The organism is Neorhizobium sp. 2083 (genome assembly GCF_031455615.1).
Classification (GTDB): Bacteria; Pseudomonadota; Alphaproteobacteria; order Rhizobiales; family Rhizobiaceae; genus Neorhizobium.
On record NZ_JAVDTC010000007.1, the window covers coordinates 1 to 21,827 of the forward strand.

Below are 21,827 nucleotides of genomic sequence, written 5' to 3' on the forward strand. Positions count from 1 at the left end.
AAGGAAGCTCACCGCAAACAGAGACGGGATCATCCACAGCAGGCGTTTAACGACGAATTTTAGCATGGAAAGCTCGCAATTCGGATTGCACGGCACACCGATGCGACGCCGATGGCGGTCGCTTCAGCATTCATGCAATGGGACTGGAGGGGTGCCGCCGCCGATCAGGACGGCGGCACGTTCAAGGCAAATCAGCTCGTAAACGTGAATTGCTGCGGCAGGGCCGGACCGGGGTTCGGCCACGACCAGCTGTCAGGCTGCTTTTCCGGCACGTTCCGCAGGTTGTTGCGGATCACGCCGAAGCCACCAACCGCCAGACATATGCCCATGACCTCGAATTCTTCCGCAGCGATATCGAAGAGCTGTTTCATGATCGCACCGCGCTTGTCGAGATCGGCCGTCGCACGTGCCTCGTCGAACAGCTTGAAGCGCTTCTTCTGGCTTTCCGGCGGCTCTTCGCCCTTGGCGCCGTTGGACGTATACCACAGCGTCCACGGGATGGCGTAGCGCGACCCCTGCGGGTGGAAAGCGAAGAAGTCGCGCGGATCGAGCATCGGATCGAGACCACCCGGGCCCGGCCAGACCTGCGCATCATGTGCGTTGTCATCGCCGCGTGTATAATAGAGCGCGCGTTCGATCGTGTTGACCTTCATGTCCACGCCGATCTTCGCCCAGTGCGCCTTTACCAGTTCCAGTACGTCGACCAGATCGGGATAAAGCGTCGGTATGACGTCGACTGCGAAGAAAAGCGGCTGACCGTCCGACCTCAGGCGAATGCCGTTGGCATTCTTCTTGTCGAGGCCGGCCTTGTCGAGCAGGGCATTGGCCTTGTCCGTCGAATATTCGACGAACTGCCGCGCCAGCTTTTCGTGGTACCAGGGGTGCCCCGGACGCGGGCCGGTCTGGTACCCCTCGCTCTGGCCGAAGTAGACGATGTCGATGATTTCCTGGCGATTGATACCCATCGACAGGGCCTGGCGGACCGACTTGTCCGCGAAGATCTTGCGCAGGACAGGGTCCTTGTGGGTCATGTTCAGGTAGAGGGAGCATTGCTGCGCCGCGGACGGCACGAGCGACAGCAGACGATAATCGCCCTTCTTCATGTTCTGCGACAGTGTCGGCTTGTTCGAGAGCGTGTTGATATGACGCTCCTGAATGTCGAGCTTGCCCGAGATGACGTTGAGCATCAGCGATTCAACGTCCTGCGAGATGCCGAAGTTCAACTCGTCGATATAGGGGAGCTGGTTGCCTTCCGTATCGACCTGCCAGAAATAGGGGTTGCGCACCATCAGCACGCGGGTCGCGCCGCCGGAATAGGGTTCCTTGATCACCCACGGATCGAGAACCGGCTTCTCGGCATTGCCCCAGCGCTGCGGGATTTCGATGTCGCCGCATTTGGCGCGGAAGAGATCGGGCCAGTTGGCCGCGCCGGCCGCCTTCACATCGTCGGCAAGCTTGTCGTTGTACTTCGGCAGGAACTTGCTGCAGTAGTGCTTGGCAAACAGCGTCGGATGCTGGCCGAGCGGCGTCGCCAGGTTTTCCAGATAAAGCGCGTTCGGCGCCGCGAAGGTGAACTTGACGGTGTAATCGTCGATCTTCTCGACCACGACGGCCTTGCCGCCTACCTGGATCTGCGCCGGCGTGGCGCTGTAAAGTTCCTTGTTCTTGACCACGTCCTCGATCGCGAAAACCACGTCATCAGCGGTGAACGGATGGCCGTCGGACCATTTCGCGCCCTTCAGCAGATGGAAGGTGAATTGTGAGGCGTCGGCGTTGACCTCCCACTTTTCGGCGAGGTTCGGCAGAACTGCAGTGAAATCCATGTTCCAGCGGACAAGCCCCTGGTTGCCGACCATGCGCAGGATGCCGTTGTGGTCCGACGAGCCGCGCAGGCCGCGCCGCAGCGTGCCGCCATACGTGCCGATCTTTTCCCAGGGCTTCACGACCATGGGATTTTGCGGCAGCCGGTCTGCAAGCGGCGGAAGCTTTCCGTCCTTCACCAGGGCCGCCAGTTGCGGTGCTTCCTTGGCTCCGGCGGCGCGAGCACTGCCGCCCGCCACGGACAGGGCCACAGCCCCGCCGACACCCGCCAGAAATGTCCGGCGGGTCACGCCGGAAGACATGATTTCATCGTCGCGCATAGATCTCCTCCCAATGCAGCACGTGCCGACCGTAGTTGACGACCTGAACGGGTTCCCATCCGAACAGACCGCCATGGACCTCCATCCCATCGGCAGAACGGACCATATGCCGGTTCCCAGATGATTACAAGTATTGACAGGTTTTTACAGGTTCACTAGTTCTAGTTCTCAGGAGCCATGCCGAACGGGAGGAGACGCATGACTTTCAATGGCGAGTCGTGCGAAAGATCAAAGGCGACGCCTGCGATACCGGCCCCCGCCCTGCTGAAACGCGGGCCAGGGAACGTTTTCATTCGGAATGTGCGCAAGAACGGCGGGGATGGGCTGCGGCTCGTATCCTCCGGAAGACGAAGCGCAGGTAGAGTTCCTCGAATGGAGACGTAAAAGGCACGTTGATGGACCAATCCGGCATGATAGCGGCAGCCAAGGCTGAGCCTCGCTTCAGCGACATCATCTACGAAAGGATCGTGGAGATGATCGCCGACGGCCGCTTTCCCGTCAATGAAAGGCTTCCCTCGGAACCCAATCTTTCCGTCATGTTCGGCGCATCGCGGCCGGTCGTGCGCGAGGCGCTGGAGCGTCTTCGTGCCGACCAGCTGATCGTGTCGCGCAAAGGGTCCGGCTCCTATGTGCGCCAAAGGCCGGATTCTTCGGTCCTGAAACAGGTTCCGGTCGGATCCCTGGCCGACGTGCAGCGGTTTTTCGAATTCAGGGCCGGGCTCGAAGCCGAAGCGGCAGCGCTCGCGGCGCGCAACTGGCAAGTCAACGACAAGGTCCGCATCATGGCGGCGCTTGCGGCGCTGGAGCACTGTCTCGAGGTCGGGGAACTCGGTGCCGAGGAGGATCAACGGCTGCATGACGCCATCGCCATGGCGACCGGCAACCAGTTTCATACGATCGTGCGGGAATGGTTCAAGCCGCACTTTTCGATCGGCATGTCGGTGACCCGCAGTCTCAGCCTGAAGCGGACACCGTTGCATGTCCGTCACGTGCAGGACGAACATGCGGCGATCGTGGAAGCCATCCTGGCGCGCCGGGAAATGGATGCGCACAGCGCCATGAAGACACATATCCTGAATGCCCGCGCGCGCATGTTCCAGGGCGTGGAGGCTCAGTCTCTCAACTGAATGATTGCCGCGCGGGGAGGCGCTGCAAGGAGGAGTATTTTTGAAACGGATCGCAATAACTGGCGGCGCGGGCCACATCGCCACTCAAATCAGGAGTTTTCTGCGCCCTGTTGCGCAGCACGTGAGGCTGATCGATCTAAGGCCGGCGAATGCGCTGGCGTCGAACGAAAGTTTTTTCGAGGGTGACCTCGCGGATCCGGATGCCATGCGCGCCGCCCTCGAAGGAATGGACGGCGTCATCCATCTCGGCGGCCTCCCGCGCGAGGCGGATATCCGCGACATGCTGCAGACCAATATCCTCGGCACGCACAATCTCTACGAAGCGGCGCGGGCCACCGGGGTGGACCGGGTCGTTTTCGCCTCCAGCAATCATGCCACCGGCTTTTACCCGCGGTCCGAGACGGTCACGCCGCTCGACGTCCCCCGCCCCGATACGCGCTATGGCCTGTCCAAATGCTGGGGCGAAATGGTGGCCGGCCTTTATTACGACAAGGCCGGCATCCGCACGCTGTCGATCCGGATCGGCAATGCCGCCGCCTATCCCAACAGCGAACGCTCGGCGGCGATCTGGATCAGCCCTCGCGACCTCTTCCAGCTCGTCTGGATCGGCCTCACCCACCCGGAAATAGCCGCCGCGGTCGTATACGGCGTTTCGAGAAGCGATGCCGGGTGGTGGCGCGACGAAACGGCCGAACGGCTGGGTTACCGTCCGCAGGATAATAGTCGCGATCATCTGCGTATCGAAGATACGGGCGAAAGCGCAGTCGCGGCCTTCTTCCAGGGCGGAATTTTCTGCGAAACCGAACATGACGGGCAAATCAGGACGCGCGACAAGAACGGCCTGGTCGCACCCGTGAGGGCCGTATCATGAGCCAACCGGAGATCATCACGCCCAAGGTGCGGCGCGTCATCGACTTTCCGTTGAAGGTTGGAGAATCGCCCACCTGGGACGACCGAACCGGAGACCTGTGGCTGGTCGACATCCTGGCACCGGCGGCGATCTGCCTGCGTGCCGACGGACGGGTCGAACGCTTCGAGATGCCGTTCAAGATCGGCTGTCTCGCACTCTGCGAAAGCGGAGATATCGCCGTCGCGCTGGAAAACGGCGTTCACCTCCTGAACCCTAAGACCGGAACGATGAAGCTGCTCTGCGATCCCGATGGCGGGCGCCCCGACAGCCGGCTCAACGACGGCAAGGTCGGCCCCGACGGCTGCTTCTGGATCGGCACGCGCGACGAGGCGGTCCCGCAGACCGGCAATGCCCGCCTCTACCGGGTCATGCCCGACGGTTCGTTCACCACCGTCGTCGATGGCGGGCTCCTGACCTCCAATGGCCTCGCCTGGAGCCCGGATGGCCGAACCATGTACCACTCGGACAGCAGCGGCCTGTTCGCCCAGGTCTTCGATTTCGATCCGCAGAAAGGCGTCACCGGCCCCCCGCGCCGGCTGCATGATTTCACGCCGGCGGAAGGCCGCCCGGATGGCGCTGCCATGGATGCAGACGGATTCTATTGGATCGCAGGTGTCCTGTCGGGTGGCGTCAACCGGTTGTCGCCGGAAGGCGAGGTCGTCGAAATCTACAAAATGCCTGCCAAATCGCCGACCATGCCCTGTTTCGGGGGCCCGGATCTTGCGACGATCTACGTCACCACGCTCTTTACCGACAACAACGGCACGTTCGAGCACGGGACGCTTTTCGCCTTCGAAGCCGGCATCCGCGGCACCCCCGTCCACCGCTTCAAGATCTGAAGCGACCACGTTGGCCAAGCTGGAGGGGATAACACTCATGACGTTCGGAACGTCAGATAGCCTTGACGAGGGGCTGCACGTGCTCGGCTTCCGTCATCCGCCAGGTGTTCCGACCGTCAGATTTCGCCCGATAGAGTGCGCGGTCGGCGGACTGGACAAGTGTCTCACGATCGCTGCCGACGACGCTTGAAGCGGCGATGCCGATGCTGATGCCAATACTGATGGATAGGCCCTTGATCCGGAAAGGCTCGTTGAAAGCCGCTATGCATCGGTCCGCAAGGTCAGTATCTACGGATCCACCGGTTTTCGCCAGGATCGCGAATTCGTCGCCGCCGAGTCGTGCGACCAGATGTCCGCCCGCCGCCGAACGCAGCCGCTCGCCGGTCATCTTCAACACCTCGTCGCCGGCCGCGTGGCCGAACGTGTCATTGACCGGTTTGAACCCGTCGAGATCGAGGCAATAGACGACGACAATGCTTTCCGTTTCCGGTTTGAGCGCTTCGTCGAGCGCTTTGTAGAATTGCATCCGGTTCGGCAGGCCGGTCAGCACATCGTGATGGGCCAACCGGTTGGCTTCGGCCTCCGCCAGCACCCGGTCGCTGACATCTGCGATGGTCAGCAGAAGCCGTCGGTGGCTGCCGTCGTAGAGCAGGCGGACATAGATGAGGACGTGGTGCTCCTGCCCGTTCGCCGTGCGCTGACGCCAGACGGTGCGGGCTTCGCAATCGCCTTCGAGATGGCGAAGCCTGCCGGCGAACTCCGCACCCTGACCTTCGATGTGCATGTCGAAGACGGCTTTGGCTAGAAGGACCGATCTCTCGTAACCATAGAATTGAAGCGCCGCGTGATTGGCTTCAAGGATCGCAAGACTGTCGCCATCACAGAGCAGCATCGGCATCGGGTTCGCGTCGAACAATTGCCGACGCCATTCTTCCCTTTGCTTGAGGCTGCTGATGTCGATGCGCATGCCGATGGCGCCGCCGTCGGGCGTGCGGCGGTCGTCATAGCGCAACCATCGCCCGTCTTTCATCTGCCGCTCTTCCTGGGAGACGGGCTGGCGAAACCTGGCCATGCGTTCGGCAAGCCAGACATTCGGATCCTGCACGACCTCCTGAATGCTGCCGCCCGCAAGGCTGATCTTCAGAATCTCCTCGAACGGAATTCCCGGCCTTAGATATTCTGCGATATCGGCATAGAGATCGGCATATTTCTGGTTCCAAAGCACGTAACGATCCTTGGAATCGAAGACGCAAACGGCCTGCGGCAGCATCTCGATCACGTATCGGAGCCGAAGATTGGCCTCTCTTGCAGCAAGTCCGGCAGCGTCCTGCAGTCCGCCGGTCTCGATCCAGACCACGGTAATCGGCTCTCCCGATCCGGAACAGGGCGAAACCCTGATATGGCAGCTTCGTATCTCCCCGCCGCCGCTCCGCAAGTGCACCGGCGAACTGTCGTGATCGTCCGGCGGCCATGTCGGCAGGAGATCGGCAACGGCTGCGCCAGGCAAAGTCTCCTCCGCTCCCAAAAGGGAACGAGCCTCGGCATTCGCAAAAAGGACGAAACCGGCCGCGTTCACGATGAGCGCGGCAATTGGACAGGATTCCAGCAAGACCATCACTTCCGCACCAAGCATGGCTTCCTCAAGCACTGCCGACTAAAACGGGAACAATTTTCTGGTCGAAGGTTACGCGGGAAGAATAAAATAAATCGCTAAAGTTCAAACGCGCATATGAATGACGCATCACCACTCTCATTTGCGACGGCGATTTACGGGCTTCCGCTCACATCCGGAGCGGCGCCCTGTCATCAAGGCGCGGTGTGTACCGTTACACGCGGCCGCCAAGCTCATCCTCGATATGAACCCGGATGATCTCGTCGAAATTCTTTTCCGCGGTGAAGCCGAGAGCCGTGGCGCGCTTTGCTTCGAAACCGGGGGCCCAGCCTGCCACCATTCTCATGATCATTTCGTCCGGTACACGACGAATGAGGTTTACGGCTCTTTCACCCGCGACGCGCCGGAGCGCATCGATCTGCTCGCCGACGGTTGCGCTGACGCCCGGCATCGAAAGATTGCGATGCGGGCCGACCTGGCCGATGTCCATGTTCGCCGCATGGACAAGATATCCGACCGCCGAGCGAGGCGACGTATGCCAGTGGCGGACGTCGTCGGGCACGGGGAGAATGGCCTCCTGGCCGATCAGTGGCTCGCGCAGAATATTCGAGAAGAACCCGGATGCCGCCTTGTTGGGCTTGCCGGGCCGGATGCACACGGTGGGCAGCCGGATGCCGATGCCCTCGAAAAAGCCCCGGCGGGTGTAGTCGGAGAGAAGCAATTCCGAAATCGCCTTTTGGGTACCATAGCTGGTCAGCGGCGTCAGATGGAAATCATCCGGGATCGGGAACGGCAGCGGCGCACCTGCGACAGCGATGGACGACGTGAAAATGACGCGCGGCTTGTAACCGTCCTCACCGTTTGCGAGGCGGATCGCATCGAAGAGATAGCGGGTCCCGTCCAGATTGACGCGGTAGCCCTTTTCGAAATCGAGTTCCGCCTCGGCCGAAACGATCGCGGCAAGGTGAAAGATCACGTCGGGGCGGGACAGGATGAGCTTTTCCGCCTCGCCCGGCATGGAGAGGTCGGCGTCGCTCGATATCACGGATCCGGAAAATCCTTCCGGGTGATCGGGTTTTACGACATCGACGAGGGTCAGCTTGTCGATCGGCTTGCCGAGAACCGCGCCTTCCGCAATGAGACGCGTCGTCAGTTTGCGGCCCACCATCCCGGCCGCGCCTATGATCAGAATATGCATGCTTCCTCCCATCTCCCCCGAAGCGCATGGATGCTGGGGAACACCAATATTTGTGTTGTACGGTTGTCTGATAACCTTATATGCTTTCATTGAAAACAGGATAGTTTTGCGCCGGATCCAAAGGCAAATCGAATTATCCGTGCAAGCGACGATTCCGGGGGGAACCATGCAGATGACGGGCCTGCAAGCTGACACGGTCGCAGAGCATCGCCTCCTCCTGCGCTCTAAGCTGGGCGAGGACCTAGCCCTGACGGACGCAGGTGCGATGGAAAGGTATTGCCGCGACTGGCACGGGGACGTGACAAGCGCTGCGATCGCCGTCCTCCGGCCGCGTACGACCGAAGACGTGGCCGCTTGCGTGAAAGCCTGCCGTGAACTCGGCATTGCCATCGTCCCCCAGGGAGGCAATACCGGCCTTGTGCTCGGCGGCATTCCCGACGTGCCGGAAGCCCAGGTCGTTCTCAGCCTGGAACGCTTGAACCGTATCCGCAAGATCGATGTCGATGACTTTTCCGCCGTGGTCGAGGCGGGCTGCATTCTCTGGGAGATGAAGGAAGCGATCGCGGCGCAGGGAATGTTCTTCCCCCTGGCGCTTGGTGCGCAGGGAAGCTGCCGGATCGGCGGCAATGTCTCGACCAATGCCGGCGGTATCAACGTGCTGCGATACGGCATGACGCGTGAACTCGTGCTGGGCCTGGAAGTCGTCCTGCCGGACGGTACGATCTTCGACGGGCTTTCGACGCTGAGGAAAGACAATCGCGGCATCGATCTGAAACAGCTCTTCATCGGCGCCGAGGGCACGCTCGGGATCGTTACTGCCGTATCGATCAAGCTGACGCCCAACCCCGATCAGGTGGCGACCGCCCTTGTCGGCCTCGCCTCTCTGGAGGATGCGATCACGCTTTATCGCCGTGCTCGACGCGACTGCAGCGACCTGATGTCCGCCTTCGAATTCATGCCACCCCTCGCCTTCACGCTCGCCCGCGAAGCCATGCCGGACCTGCCGATCCCGATTGCGGCCGACTACCCCTGCTATGTCCTCATGGAAGTATCGGGCTCGGGCCTCGTCGATATCGACGACCTGATGCAGCGGTTCCTCGAAGGCGTCATGGAAGAAGGTCTCGTGCTCGACGGCACGATTGCCTCGTCGCAGGCGCAGGCCAGAAACCTGTGGCTGATCCGCGAGGGAATGAACGAGGGCCAGGCAAAACGCGGTGTCCATATGCGCAGCGACGTGTCGGTTCCGCTCTCCAAGGTGCCCTCTTTTGTCGCCGAGGCCGAAAACGCGATTCACGAGGCACTGCCGGACTGCGTCTGCGTGTCGTACGGCCATGTCGGCGATGGAAACGTCCATCTCAATGTCCTGCCGTCCACGGAACTGCCCCATGAGCAAAGGCTCGATAGGATCTATCGGTCCAAGACGATCCTGAACCAGGTACTGGATCGCTTCGACGGGAGCCTCAGCGCCGAGCATGGTATCGGCCGGCTCAAGCGGCCGGATTTCGACGCGCGTCTTCCGGACACCAAGCGCCGGCTGCTGACCGCCATCAAGAACGCCATCGATCCGGACATGGTGATGAATCCGGGCTGCCAGTTGAATTTTACCCGCAAGTCGTAGAAGAGCGTCACAAGGGAGAGCGGGCGCCGTGGTAATGGATTTCAGCCAGATCAGACGAAACGATCATCTGCCCGCCCGGATCGCATCGCAGATCGGACGCGAGATCAGCGACGGTCGGATCGCAGCCGGGGAAAAGCTGCCGACGGAACATATCCTGGCAAAGACCTTCGGTGTCAGCCGGTCGGTCGTGCGCGAAGCGATCGCGCAGCTTCGCAATGAGGGCCTGGTCGAGACCCGGCAGGGTGTCGGGGCGTTCGCGACCGATATCGAGCGCCGTCATTCGATCCGCATCGAACAGGGCAATCTCGCAGACCGCCGCAGCTTTCAAAGCCTGTTTCAGCTCAGGCTGCCGCTGGAGATCGAGGCTGCGGGGCTCGCAGCCGTCAATCATACGGCCGAAGACCTTTCGAAGCTCGACGAAGCGCTGGAACAGATGACGGGCGAGGAAAAATGGACCGAAAAAGGCATCCTCGCCGACCTCGCCTTCCATCGCCAGATCGCGGCTTCGACGCATAACGAATATTTCCTGCTATTCCTCGGTTTTATCGCAGAACGAATTCACTTGGCCATCAATACGGCCCGGGAAACGGCGGTGTTGACGGAAATCGTCGAGGTGACGATTGCCGAACACGTCGCGATTCGAGACGCTCTGGCGAGCCGCGATGCGATACGCGCCCGGGAAGCAATGCGCCAACACCTCGACGGCGCGGCAAGCCGGCTCGGTCTTGAGTTGCGGGTTTTCTAGCCGCCTCGGCCGCAGCGGATCGTTGGATCGATCCGGGATTTTCCAAAGCTGTAAAGGGCCGCTGGACAGCACGTAAAACTCTCTCTAGAAATACCGCAGGTGGAAGGTTGTCAGACATCCTGACAATTGAACGGCGCGGAGAGGCGCCTTCACCGGGGAAGGGAGGAGGAGCTGATGAGCCAGGTAATCAGCCGTTTGGAGATATCGAGCCCCAAGCACGGGCTTTGCTAGGAATTCCGGGGGGGAGCATGCAAAAAACAACCGATCTCTTTTTCAAAGTATTGGAAATTCTGTTGATCGTGCTGCTTGCAGCCATGGCGATCATGGTCTTTGCCAATGTCGTTCTTCGTTATGCGTTCAACTCGGGCCTGACGGTTTCCGAGGAGTTGTCGCGCTACTTCTTCGTCTGGCTCACCTTCATCGGCGCCGTCGTCGCCTTTCGTGAGCACGGGCATCTCGGCGTCGAAACCGTCGTCGCGTTCTTTGGCCGGAAGGGACGCATCGTCCTGATGATCCTGTCCAACCTCATCATCCTGATCTGCTCGGTGATCTTTTTCTGGGGCACCTGGAAACAGTTCGACATTAACGCCAGCATGAGCGCCCCCGTGACAGGGCTCTCGATGATCTGGGTCTACGGTATCGGCCTGTTCACCGGCGGGGGAATGTCCATCATGGCGTTTGCACGCCTGATCCGCTCGGTAACCGGCCGGACCACCGACGAGGAAATCGCTGCCTTTGCGGGCGAAAACCTGACGATCGAGCAGATGGCGGAGCGTGCCTGATGACCCTTGTCGTCTTCATTGGATCTCTGCTCGGAGCCATGGCCATCGGTGTACCGGTCGCCTTTTCGCTGATGTTCTGCGGCGTCGTTCTCATGTGGTACATGGGAATGTTCAATACCCAGATCATCGCCCAGAACATGATCGCGGGCGCCGACACGTTTACCCTGCTGGCCATCCCCTTCTTTATTCTGGCCGGCGAACTGATGAATTCGGGTGGGTTGTCGCGCCGCATCATCGACTTTGCGATTGCCTGCGTCGGTCATATTCGCGGCGGTCTCGGGATCGTTGCGATCATGGCCGCCATCATCATGTCGAGCATCTCCGGCTCGGCGGCCGCCGACACGGCGGCACTTGCGGCGATCCTCATCCCGATGATGGCGAAGGCCGGCTACAACGTCCCCCGCTCCGGCGGACTCATCGCCGCCGGCGGTATCATCGCGCCGGTCATCCCGCCGTCGATGGCCTTCATCGTCTTCGGCGTCGCGGCGAACGTCTCCATCACCCAGCTCTTCATGGCCGGCATCTTTCCGGGTCTGCTGATGGGCATCTCGCTGATCGTCGCGTGGCTGATCGTGGTGCGCAAGGACAATATCCAGCCGCTGCCAAAAGCGCCGATGCGCGACCGCCTGAATGCCACCGGCCGTGCCGCATGGGCGCTCGGGATGCCCGTCATCATCCTCGGCGGCATCAAGGCCGGCATCATGACGCCGACCGAAGCCGCGGTGGTCGCCGCCGCCTATGCGCTCTTCGTCGGCATGGTCATCTACCGGGAGCTCAAGCCGGCGGACCTGCCGCGCGTCATCCTGCAGGCGGCCAAGACCACGTCCGTGATCATGTTCCTGGTGGCCGCGGCCCTCGTCTCGTCCTGGCTGATCACCGCGGCAAATATCCCGGCGGAAATCGCCGGTTATATCGAGCCGCTGATCGACCGCCCGATGCTGCTGATGTTCGTCGTGATGATCCTCGTCCTGGTCGTCGGCACCGCCCTCGACCTGACGCCGACCATCCTGATCCTGACGCCGGTGCTGATGCCGATCATCAAGCAGGCCGGCATCGATCCCGTCTATTTCGGCGTGCTGTTCATCATGAACAACTCCATCGGCCTGATCACCCCGCCGGTCGGCGTAGTGCTGAACGTGGTCAGCGGCGTTGCCCGCATTCCGCTCGGAAAGGTGACTGCCGGCGTGTGGCCGTTCCTGGTCGCGCAGACGATCGTGCTTTTCCTTCTGGTCCTGTTTCCGGACCTCGTCATCGTGCCCGCACGGTGGCTGCATTAGGGCCCAGTCTCACTTCAACATCCATGGGAGGATAAAATGAGAAAACTGCTTCTTACGACGACTGCAATTGCATTCGCCTGCTCGGCAGCGGCGCCGGCCTTTGCCGAGTACAATTCGAGAAACATCCGTGTTTCCAACGGCATCAATCAGGATCACCCGGTCGGCAACGGCCTGAAGGCGGTCGACGAGTGCCTTCAGCAGAAATCCGGCGGCAAGATGAAGATCACCGCCTTCTGGGGCGGTGCGCTGGGCGGCGACCTGCAGGCCACCCAGGCCCTGCGCTCCGGCGTTCAGGAAGCGGTGATCTCGTCGTCCTCCCCGCTCGTCGGCATCGTGCCGGCGCTCGGCGTGTTCGACCTGCCTTTCCTGTTCGCCACCCCGCAGGAAGCCGACGCCGTGCTCGACGGCGACTACGGCCAGATGATGAACAAGAAGCTCGAAGCGGCTGGCCTCGTCAATCTCGCCTACTGGGAAAACGGCTTCCGCAACCTGTCCAACTCCGTCCGTCCCGTCACCAAGTGGGAAGACTTTTCGGGGATGAAGGTTCGCGTCATGCAGAACAACATCTTCCTGGACACGTTCCAGAACCTCGGCGCCAACGCCACCCCGATGGCTTTCGGCGAGGTCTTCTCCGCTCTGGAAACCAAGGCGATCGACGCCCAGGAAAACCCCTATGTGACGATCGACACCTCGAAATTCTACGAAGTGCAGAAATATGTGACGGCGACGAACCACGCCTATACGCCGTTCCTCTTCCTGTTCTCGAAGGCGATCTTCGACAGCTATACGAAGGACGAACAGGCGGCCCTCAAGGAATGCGCCGCAATCGGCCGCGACGTGGAACGCAAGGTCCTGCGCGAACTGAACCAGAAGTCGCTCGACAAGATCAAGGCGGCCGGCCTGCAGGTCAACGAACTCTCGGCGGAAGAGCAGACCCGTATCCGCGAGAAGTCGAAGGTCGTCTATGAAAAGCACAAGGCGGCGATCGGTGCCGACGTGGTCGACGGGATGATCGCCAAGCTGACCGAGATCCGCAAGAAGTAGGTCGAAGCTTCGCGCGACCGCGTCGTCCGCGATTGGAAAGCCCGCGAGACAATCGCGGGCTTTTTCTTATTCAGGTATGGCGGGCAGGACGCTCTGGCTTTTCTTGAGCGCCTGTTCGCGGATGAAGATGAAGAGGCCGGAAGCGACGATCAGAGCTGCCCCGACCATCATGCCGAGCCGCGGCGTGTCGCCGAAAAACATCCAGCCGAAGATCACGGCCCAGAGCAGCAGCGTATATTGAAGCGGCGCCACGGTCGCCGCGTCGGAGATCTTGAGGGCGCGATTAACCAGCATATGTGCCGCCATGGCGACGATGCCGAGCAGCCCCAGGAGAAGAAGGTCGCGGCTTGACGCGATCGGCGACCAGTCGACGGGCGCGAAGGCGAGGCCCGCAATGCCTGCACCCATGACCTGAAAGAAAACCAGCGTGCTGTCCGGCGTGCCGCGCAGGAAACGCCCGGAAATCAGCATGAAGGCGAACGCGGCGCTGCCGATGATCGAAATCACGGCGGGCAGGCTGAACATGGCGCTCGACGGCTCGAGCGTGATGATGACGCCGACGAAACCCACCGCAATTGCCGTCCAGCGCCGCCATCCCACCTTTTCACCGAGCAGGAAGGGCGAGCACGCCGCAACATAGATCGGCGCCGCCAGCCAATAGGTCATCACGTCGGCGAGCGGCAGGTACATGACCGCATAATAGAAGCAGAACACTTCGGCGGTCGAAAACGCCACACGGAAAAATTGCATGCCGGGCCGTTCGACGACGAGCAGATTGCCGAAACCGGCCTTCCAGACCATCGGCACGAGGATGAGCAGCGCAGCAAGGCTGCGGACCAGAACAACCTGGCCCAGCCCGTAGCTCGCGACGAGCCATTTGCCCATTGCGTCGTTCAGGGCAAACATCAGCATTCCGAGAAGCATCAGCATCGGGCCGGTCATGCTCGCGGTCCTGAGCACGGTCGCCGAGGAAATATTCATTTCGATTGTACCTTAAAGGATAGAGGCGTCGGACGTCCGCCGGCTGACGGTGAAGACGCGATCGAGTTCCAGATTGAGCTCCATTCCGAGGCCCGGACCGGGCGGCACGGTGATCATGCCATTATTCACTTCCGGCAAAGCGGTCACCAGATCCCGATACCACGTCTTGTAGAACGCACGCACGCTCTCCTGCACCAGCGCATTGGGCGCATTGAGAGACAAATGGGTCGAGGCGCAAAGAACGACCGGGCCGGTGCAGTCATGCGGCGCGACGGGCAGGTGCCAGGTCTCCGCCATGGACGCGATCTTGCGGGCCTCCGAAAGGCCGCCGCACCACGAAATGTCGAGCATGACGATGCCGGCGACCCCGGTTTCCAGGTAGTCGCGAAAACCCCACCGGGTCGCAAGCGTCTCGGAGGCTGAGATCGGCGCGGGCGACACCTCGGCATACCGTTTCAGGCTCGACAGGCTGTCCATCTTGATCGGATCTTCATGCCAGAACGTCTGGTAGGGCGTCAGCGCCTTGGCGATCTGCATGGCCGGCAGGAGCTGCCACATCGAGTGGAACTCCACCATGATGTCCATCCGGTCGCCGACCGCCTTGCGGATCTTCTCGAAAGGCTGGAGCGCAAGCTTCAGTTCCGGCATCGAAATATACTGACCTTTGGTCTTCTCGGCCATGGCGTCGAAGGGCCAGATCTTCATCGCCGTAATGCCTTCTTCGAGCAGCGATTCGGCCAGTTCGTCGGCGCGGTGCAGGAAACCGTTCAGGTCGTCATAGGCGATACCGCCGCTCAAGCCGTAGTTGGCGGTCGTCTGGCCCGTCGCCTTCTTGATGTATTCCGTACCGGCGCAGGTATTGTAGGTGCGGATTTCCCGGCGGCTGAAACCACCCAGCAACTGGGCGATCGGCTGGTCGGTGACCTTTCCGAAAATATCCCACAGCGCGATGTCGAATGCCGAATTGCCCCGCATTTCCGCCCCTGAAGAGCGAAAGCCGACATAGCCGACCAGCTCCTGGGCAAGAAGATCGATCTGGAGGGGATCGCGGCCGATGACCCGGGGAGCAATATATTCGTGGATGTAGCTCTCCACGGTTTCGGCGCCGAAAAAGGTTTCGCCGAGGCCGGTAATTCCCTCATCGGTATGGACGAGAACCCACAACAGGTTCGTGCGCTCTGCGACGCGCACGGTTTCAAGCTTGTTGATTTTCATGTTTCCTCCCTTGACGAATTCAATCACAGGTCATGATCTTTGGTAAGACCAGACGTTGTATTTCTCGCCACAGGACAGGCGTCGAGACCGGGGCGCTTGGGAGAAGCCGCAGCGCCATCGTCCATTCGCCAAGACGACGGAAACCGCGGCCGCTCGCTTCGTTTCAAGCCACCGGCCTCGGTTTCACGAATTCATGGGCACCGAGAAACAGGTTCCGGGCGGCACAACCGCACACCGGTATCTACCGGCGCGAAGCGGACAGCCCGTAGATCTTCTCGATATCGTCCAGCATCAGGTTTGCGGCGATAATGCCACCGGCCGTGTTCCAGACCGCGTCGCTGACGACGCCGACCTTGTTTGCCTTGACGACCGCAAGGTTCTTCCACAGCGCATCGGATGTCCAGTCGGCAGCAGCGGCAGCCGTCTTTCCGTCCCCGGTATCGTAGACGAGGTAGAAAAGCCGGTCGCCTTCGAATTCCGAAATACGTTCCTTGGTCACCTCGTCGGCAAACTCCATGCGGTCCTGATTTGCGGGCCGCGCGAAGCCGACCTGGCTCAACACATTGCCGGCAAAGGTATCCTTCAGCAGTATGCGGGTACGGCCGGGCATGAAGCGCACCAGCGAGATCTTTTCCGCCTTCTTCTCCCCCAGCGCCTTGCTGATCGCCGCGACACGGTCGTCATAGGCCTTGAAGGCGGCTTCCGCCTCGGGCAGCTTGCCGACAGCGGTCGCGTAAAGCTTCATATTGCCTTTCCAGTCGCTTCTGATCCGTTCGGTCAGCACCGTGGGGGCGATAGCCGAGAGCTGTGAATAGATCTTTTCCTGCCTGAACTTGGTACCGAGGATGAGATCAGGCTCGAGCGAGGCGATGAGCTCGAGGTTGACCGCCGATTCGTCGCCGACGACGGTCACGCCGTCCATCTGCCTGGCGATATGGTCGTACCAGGGATTTCCAAGCCAGGAACGAACAGCGCCAACCGGCTTGATGCCGATGGCCAGCAGAGCTTCGGTACCCTCGTTGGTCAGAATGACGACCCTCTTGGGCGCATCCGGTACGTTCGTCGTGCCCATCGCATGAATGACATCGCGTGCATTCGCAGCGGTGAGGAAAAACACGGACAGAAACGCCGCGAACAGGACAGATTTGATACGCACACACGCCTCGAACTTGACAAATGAATGATTTCCAACCAATCGGTCGGGCCGCTAAGATGACGGACATTATCCACTTAAAGTCAAGTTGAAACTCGTGCGCCCGATTGCCATCCCCACGTCTTCCCGCCCGGCGATATCGCTGACGATCGCACTGTGGGTCACATTGACGATGGTCATTCTGGCAAGCATCGCACTGGGATATCGGCAATATTGGCCGTCGGCGATATGGAAGGCGATCTTTGCCTTCGATGGATCGGAAAGCGCCGTTGTCATTACCACTCTGCGCATTCCCCGTGCGCTCCTAGCGCCCCTCGTTGGAGCCGCGCTCGGCGTCGCTGGCGTCCTGACGCAGACGCTTGCGCGCAACCGGATCGCCTCGCCGGACACGCTCGGCATCAATGCGGGCGCGGCTCTGGCGGTGGTGGCGTCGAGCGTGTGGTTCGGGGTGGGCTCGATTGCCGGCATGTCGGTGGCGGCGATATCCGGCGCGCTCGCCACCAGCCTGCTTGTGTTCGGAGTCGCTGCAAGCTCTGGAGGCTTCTCGCCGATCCGGATCGTGCTGGTCGGCGTCACCGTCGGAGGGCTGGGATATTCGATCGTCCAGATCATCCTCACCACCAACGAAGCCCAGCTCAAGGAGCTGTTGTTCTGGCTGACGGGCTCGTTTGCGGATCGCCCGATCTCGTTTGCGATCGGCGGCGCGCCCGTGGTCCTCGTCGGACTGATAGTCGCCTGGATGCTGGCGCAGCCGCTCGATGCGTTGCAGGCAGACGATACGACGGCGGCAAATCTCGGTGTTCCGCTCGCCGTCGTGCGGTGGTCCGGGTTCCTGACTGTGTCCCTGTTGACGGGCGCGAGCGTTTGCATGGCCGGCCCGGTCGGCTTCGTGGGTTTCGTGGTTCCCCATGTCGCAAGACGGTTCGTCGGCCTTGGCCATCGCCGCCTGATCATCACCTCGGCATTGATCGGAGCAATCTATGCAACGACGGCCGACGTGCTTGCACGGTTTATCATCTATCCTGCCGAAGCTCCGGTCGGCGCAATCACCTCCACCGTCGGCGGCATCGTCCTGCTGATCCTTCTGAAGCGGAGGGTGGCATGACCATGCCTGCCCGCGCGCTTGCCTCTTCCAGAGCTCCCTTCGTTCTCGTCGCGATCGTTCTTCTCTTCGTGCTGCTTGCCTCGACCGGCGTCGCATTCGGGTCCACCTGGATCCCGTTGAGCCAGGTCTGGGACGTGCTTCTGGGGGCTGAAATCCGTGGCAAGACCGTGATCATCCTGCAGTTTCGCCTGCCCCGGGTGGTGATCGCCGCGCTGGCGGGCGGAGGTTTCGCCGTCGCCGGATACCTTCTCCAGCGGGTCACCCGCAATGACCTCGCTTCGCCGGGCATTCTTGGCGTCGTCGACGGTGCGGCTCTGGCGGTGGTGTGCTTCCTTGCCGCGCTGTCGAACGAGTCCAACGCTCTCGTCACGTCGATCGCCTACCAGCCCGTCGCGGCCGCCGCCGGATCGATCCTGGCCATCTTCATCGTCTTCGCGTTCGCCGGCAGCCAGGCGGCATCGGCGATCCGGCTGCTTCTGTTCGGCACGGCGGTTGCTGCCGTCCTCAAATCCCTGACGGTGATCGCGATGCTGGTCGGGCCGGTCTATCAGGCGGGCCAGGCAGCGCGCTGGATCGCGGGCGCCGTCAACGAGATCAACTGGAACGAGATCCGCATCACCGCGATGGGCATGCTCCCTCTGATGCTGATCGTTCTGATCGTCGCCCGAAAGCTGCCGCCGGCGGATCTCGACGAGACGTCGGCCCGGAGCATAGGCCTCAACCTGCCGACCTTCCGCGTTCACATATTCGTCCTTGCCGCGGCGATTACCGCATTATCCGCCGCATTTGTCGGCGGTATCGGCTTCATCGGCCTGATGGCGCCGCACCTTGCGCGCCGCCTGATCGGGCGGACGGTCCATTTGGGCCTCGTCGGCAGTTTTTTCATTGGCGCCTCGATGCTGGTTGGCGCGGACCTGATCGTCAGGCTGCTTTTTTCGCCGACGGAAGTGCCCGCCGGTACGGTTCCAGCCATCATCGGCGCTCCCTATTTCCTCTACCTCCTGATGAGAAATCAGCGCCATGACTGAAGCGACGACCGAGGCGACCGCCACCCCGAACGCGGTGATATCGATCGAGGAACTGAGCCTCGACTACGGCAAGGTCAATGTCCTGCATTCCCTGTCGCTCGCCATCCCGAAGGGCAAGATCACCGTGCTGGCGGGAGCGAATGGCTGCGGTAAGTCCACGCTGCTGCGAGCCATCCGCAGGCTCCACAAACCGAGCAGCGGACAGATTTTTCTGGACGAGCTGAACATCCACGGCCTTGGCGAAAAGGCGCTCGCCAGGAAGATCGGACTGCTCGCCCAAAGCCCTTCGGCACCGGAAGATATGACGGTACAGGAACTGGTGCGCCTGGGCCGCTATCCGCATCAGACGCTGCTGCAGCCCTGGAGCGCCGGCGACACCGACGCCATCGAGCAGGCGATGGCCGGTACGGGCGTCGGCGACCTGCGCGACCGCAGGCTCGGCTCCCTGTCCGGCGGGCAGTTGCAACGCGCCTGGATCGCCATGGTGCTGGCGCAGGAGACGGACATCATCTGCCTGGACGAACCGGTCAACCATCTCGACCTCGCACATCAGCTCGAATGCCTCGAACTGGTCCACCGGCTCAAGGAGCAGTTCGGCAGAACGGTCGTGCTGGTCCTGCATGACCTCAACCTCGCGGCGCGATATGGCGACACCTTGGTCTTCCTGCGTGGTGGCAAGATCGTTGCAACCGGCGCACCGGCCGACCTCGTTACCGAGGAACTGGTCGCCGACGTCTTCGGCGTGCAGGCGAGGATCATCACCGATCCCGTCCACGGCCGCCCCCTCTGCATCCCGCTCCGCCTTTCGGAAAGGCAGTCTTCCTAATCAAAAACGCCGGATGCGCGGCTCGGAGCATGACGCCCGGACCGGAGCGTACTGCCGTCGCTTCGCGAGAGAAATATGAGTCGCGCTCACCGTTGACAAAATGTCGACAAAGTGATGACATATTCTTATAAAGGCGGGAGCGAAACAGGTGACGGAAAAACCGAAACAAATTCGGGTCCGCCATGAACGGGAGAATAAACGGGTGCCGATTGGCTTGGCTCTCAGCCGCCGCCATGCTGAAAGCCATGGGCATGTTTCAGGCCCCGCTGCCGCTGCTTGCGCTTCCACACAAATGCTGCCGGGGCCTGATGCCGGTTCCCGTTCGATGTCGGCTACCATCAATCCGGCGGTCTGCGCCGCCATCATCCGGCCAGGGAGCTTCCCCGAGTGACGCCAACCGCATCCGCCCCGCTTCTGACCGTGGACGACCTGTCGGTCGAGTTCGGCGCTTCCCGTGTCATCGAGAACCTGAGCTTTTCCGTTTCGGCCGGCCAGACGGTAGCGATTGTCGGCGAATCCGGTTCGGGCAAGTCGGTGACCTCGCTGTCGGTCATGCGGCTCGCCGACATGCTCGGCGCCAATTACCCGACCGGCCGCATCCTGTTCCAGACCTCGGGCGGCCAGACCGACCTCCTGAAACTCGACCAGAAGAGGATGCGCGGCATTCGCGGCAAGGAGATCTCGATGATCTTCCAGGAGCCGATGACCTCGCTCAACCCGGTCTTCACCATCGGCGACCAGGTGGCCGAAATTTTGAAGCTGCACGAGGGCAAGTCGAACAGCGCGGCGCTGGCCGAAGCAAAACGGCTTCTCGACATGGTCCGCCTGCCCGACGCGGCGGAACTGCTGACCCGCTATCCGCACCAGCTTTCCGGCGGCATGCGCCAGCGCGTGATGATCGCCATGGCGCTTGCCTGCAAGCCGAAGCTTCTGATCGCCGACGAGCCGACGACGGCGCTCGACGTGACGATCCAGGCGCAGATCCTCACCATCCTGCGCGACCTGCAGAAGGAACTCGGCGCGGCCGTCATCTTCATCACCCATGACATGGGCGTCGTCGCCGAAATGGCCGACGAGGTGGTGGTGATGTGGAAGGGCAAGGCGGTCGAAAAGGGCGCGGCTCTCGACATCTTCGAAAAGCCGGTCAATGCCTATACGCGCACGCTGCTTGCCGCCGTGCCGAAACTGGGCAGCATGGCCGGCGAGGAATTCCCCAAGCGCCTGCCGCTGACCGTGCTCGAAGGTGGCGAGCCGAAGCTTTCGGGTAGCGAGCGTATCCAGGATACGGCCCGTTACGACGCCGATCCCCTGCTTTCGGTGCGCGACCTGGTGGTGCGTTTCGATATCAAGAAGGGCCTGCTCGGCAAGGTTACCCATCGCGTCCACGCGGTTGAAAAGGTCTCCTTCGACATTCATCCGGGCGAGACGCTGGCGCTGGTGGGCGAATCCGGCTCGGGCAAATCGACGATCGGCCGCACCATCCAGCAGCTTCAGAAGGCGACGGCCGGCAATATCACCTTCGCGGGCAAGCCGCTTTCGGCGATGAGCATGGCCGAGCGCCACAACCTTCGCCGGGACGTGCAATATATCTTCCAGGATCCGTTCGCTTCGCTCGATCCGCGCAAGACGGTCGGCTTCTCGATTGCCGAGCCGATCCGCACCCACGGCCTTCTCGACAGCGAGAAGGAAATCGCGAAAACCGTCGATGCGCTTCTGGAACGGGTCGGCCTCACCTCCGCGCATGCCCGCCGCTATCCGCACGAATTTTCCGGCGGCCAGCGCCAGCGCGTCTGCATCGCCCGTGCGCTCGCCTCGAAGCCGAAACTGATCATTGCCGACGAGGCGCTTTCGGCGCTCGACGTCTCGATCCAGGCGCAGATCATCAACCTGTTCATGGACCTGCAGGAAGAGCGCGGCCTCGCCTATCTCTTCATCAGCCACGACATGGCGGTGGTCGAGAAGATGAGCCACCGGGTGGCGGTGCTCTATCTCGGCCAGATTATGGAATTCGGCAATCGCCGCCAAATCTTCGAAACCCCGACCCACGACTACACGCGCCGGCTTCTGTCCGCCGTGCCGGTCGCCGATCCGCGCCGGCGCAAGCCGCTGGCGATGATCGAAGGGGACATTCCGAGCCCGGTGCGGGCGGTCGGAAACGAACCGGTGCTTCTCGCCCGGGAGGAAATCGCGCCAGGTCACTACGTGGCCCGCGGTGCATGACGATTT

The 21,827-nt window shown here is 61.6% G+C and carries 18 protein-coding genes; 12 read left to right on the plus strand and 6 right to left on the minus strand.

The window, feature by feature from the left end:
- Nucleotides 1-191 precede the first annotated feature (191 nt).
- The gene (locus J2X76_RS24005) at nt 192-2,141 is read right to left on the minus strand and encodes an ABC transporter substrate-binding protein (protein ID WP_310219906.1); all 1,950 of its coding nucleotides are present in this window, start codon (nt 2,139-2,141) and stop codon (nt 192-194) included.
- Nucleotides 2,142-2,536: 395 nt separating this feature from the next.
- Here J2X76_RS24005 and J2X76_RS24010 point away from each other — a divergent pair, with 395 nt between their 5' ends.
- The 3 genes from J2X76_RS24010 to J2X76_RS24020 are packed head-to-tail and all read left to right on the plus strand — an operon-like array spanning nt 2,537 to nt 5,017.
- Entirely contained in the window at nt 2,537-3,268 is a 732-nt protein-coding gene (locus J2X76_RS24010; protein ID WP_310219908.1) for a FadR/GntR family transcriptional regulator, read from the plus strand.
- Between the two features lie 40 nt (nt 3,269-3,308).
- Nucleotides 3,309-4,139, plus strand: coding sequence for an NAD(P)-dependent oxidoreductase (locus J2X76_RS24015; RefSeq protein ID WP_310219909.1), 831 nt, complete (start codon nt 3,309-3,311; stop codon nt 4,137-4,139).
- Complete coding sequence (locus tag J2X76_RS24020) at nt 4,136-5,017, plus strand: SMP-30/gluconolactonase/LRE family protein (protein ID WP_310219910.1); 882 nt, start codon at nt 4,136-4,138, stop codon at nt 5,015-5,017. The genes J2X76_RS24015 and J2X76_RS24020 overlap by 4 nt, the downstream gene beginning before the upstream one ends.
- A gap of 52 nt (nt 5,018-5,069) precedes the next feature.
- Here the strand turns inward: J2X76_RS24020 and J2X76_RS24025 are convergent, their stop codons facing one another.
- Both J2X76_RS24025 and denD read right to left on the minus strand, forming a co-directional pair.
- Complete coding sequence (locus J2X76_RS24025) at nt 5,070-6,650, minus strand: diguanylate cyclase domain-containing protein (RefSeq protein ID WP_405030080.1); 1,581 nt, start codon at nt 6,648-6,650, stop codon at nt 5,070-5,072.
- 193 nt (nt 6,651-6,843) lie between these two features.
- Nucleotides 6,844-7,827 carry a D-erythronate dehydrogenase gene (denD, locus tag J2X76_RS24030; protein WP_310219912.1) on the minus strand — a complete coding sequence of 328 codons (984 nt, stop codon included), beginning with the start codon at nt 7,825-7,827 and terminating at the stop codon, nt 6,844-6,846.
- A 172-nt stretch (nt 7,828-7,999) separates the two neighbouring features.
- Between denD and J2X76_RS24035 the strand changes: the two genes are divergently transcribed.
- From J2X76_RS24035 to J2X76_RS24055, 5 genes are all read left to right on the plus strand, one after another.
- Nucleotides 8,000-9,445: an FAD-binding oxidoreductase gene (locus tag J2X76_RS24035; RefSeq protein WP_310220340.1), complete on the plus strand. Its 1,446-nt coding sequence runs from the start codon at nt 8,000-8,002 to the stop codon at nt 9,443-9,445.
- A gap of 34 nt (nt 9,446-9,479) precedes the next feature.
- On the plus strand, nt 9,480-10,190 hold the full coding sequence (locus J2X76_RS24040) for a FadR/GntR family transcriptional regulator (RefSeq protein ID WP_310220341.1): 711 nt from the start codon (nt 9,480-9,482) through the stop codon (nt 10,188-10,190).
- Nucleotides 10,191-10,438: 248 nt separating this feature from the next.
- A complete protein-coding gene (locus tag J2X76_RS24045; RefSeq protein WP_310219913.1) occupies nt 10,439-10,972 on the plus strand; it encodes a TRAP transporter small permease in 534 nt (177 codons plus the stop codon).
- Nucleotides 10,972-12,249, plus strand: coding sequence for a TRAP transporter large permease subunit (locus tag J2X76_RS24050; RefSeq protein ID WP_310219914.1), 1,278 nt, complete (start codon nt 10,972-10,974; stop codon nt 12,247-12,249). The genes J2X76_RS24045 and J2X76_RS24050 overlap by 1 nt, the downstream gene beginning before the upstream one ends.
- Nucleotides 12,250-12,285: 36 nt before the next feature.
- Entirely contained in the window at nt 12,286-13,293 is a 1,008-nt protein-coding gene (locus J2X76_RS24055) for a TRAP transporter substrate-binding protein (RefSeq protein WP_113128247.1), read from the plus strand.
- Between the two features lie 66 nt (nt 13,294-13,359).
- Here J2X76_RS24055 and J2X76_RS24060 read toward each other — a convergent pair whose 3' ends face one another.
- The 3 genes from J2X76_RS24060 to J2X76_RS24070 form a co-directional block, all read right to left on the minus strand.
- The gene (locus J2X76_RS24060) at nt 13,360-14,274 is read right to left on the minus strand and encodes a DMT family transporter (protein ID WP_310219915.1); all 915 of its coding nucleotides are present in this window, start codon (nt 14,272-14,274) and stop codon (nt 13,360-13,362) included.
- Between the two features lie 12 nt (nt 14,275-14,286).
- Entirely contained in the window at nt 14,287-15,489 is a 1,203-nt protein-coding gene (locus J2X76_RS24065) for a mandelate racemase/muconate lactonizing enzyme family protein (RefSeq protein WP_310219916.1), read from the minus strand.
- Nucleotides 15,490-15,730: 241 nt separating this feature from the next.
- Complete coding sequence (locus tag J2X76_RS24070) at nt 15,731-16,645, minus strand: iron-siderophore ABC transporter substrate-binding protein (RefSeq protein WP_310219917.1); 915 nt, start codon at nt 16,643-16,645, stop codon at nt 15,731-15,733.
- A 94-nt stretch (nt 16,646-16,739) separates the two neighbouring features.
- On the opposite strand from J2X76_RS24070, the gene J2X76_RS24075 reads away from it, so the two are divergent.
- The 4 genes from J2X76_RS24075 (at nt 16,740) to J2X76_RS24090 (ending at nt 21,821) form a co-directional block, all read left to right on the plus strand.
- Nucleotides 16,740-17,747, plus strand: coding sequence for an iron ABC transporter permease (locus J2X76_RS24075; protein WP_310220342.1), 1,008 nt, complete (start codon nt 16,740-16,742; stop codon nt 17,745-17,747).
- A complete protein-coding gene (locus J2X76_RS24080) occupies nt 17,744-18,775 on the plus strand; it encodes an iron ABC transporter permease (RefSeq protein WP_310219918.1) in 1,032 nt (343 codons plus the stop codon). The genes J2X76_RS24075 and J2X76_RS24080 overlap by 4 nt, the downstream gene beginning before the upstream one ends.
- The gene (locus tag J2X76_RS24085; protein ID WP_310219919.1) at nt 18,768-19,601 is read left to right on the plus strand and encodes an ABC transporter ATP-binding protein; all 834 of its coding nucleotides are present in this window, start codon (nt 18,768-18,770) and stop codon (nt 19,599-19,601) included. The genes J2X76_RS24080 and J2X76_RS24085 overlap by 8 nt, the downstream gene beginning before the upstream one ends.
- A 387-nt stretch (nt 19,602-19,988) precedes the next feature.
- Nucleotides 19,989-21,821: an ABC transporter ATP-binding protein gene (locus tag J2X76_RS24090; protein ID WP_310219920.1), complete on the plus strand. Its 1,833-nt coding sequence runs from the start codon at nt 19,989-19,991 to the stop codon at nt 21,819-21,821.
- Nucleotides 21,822-21,827 lie beyond the last annotated feature (6 nt).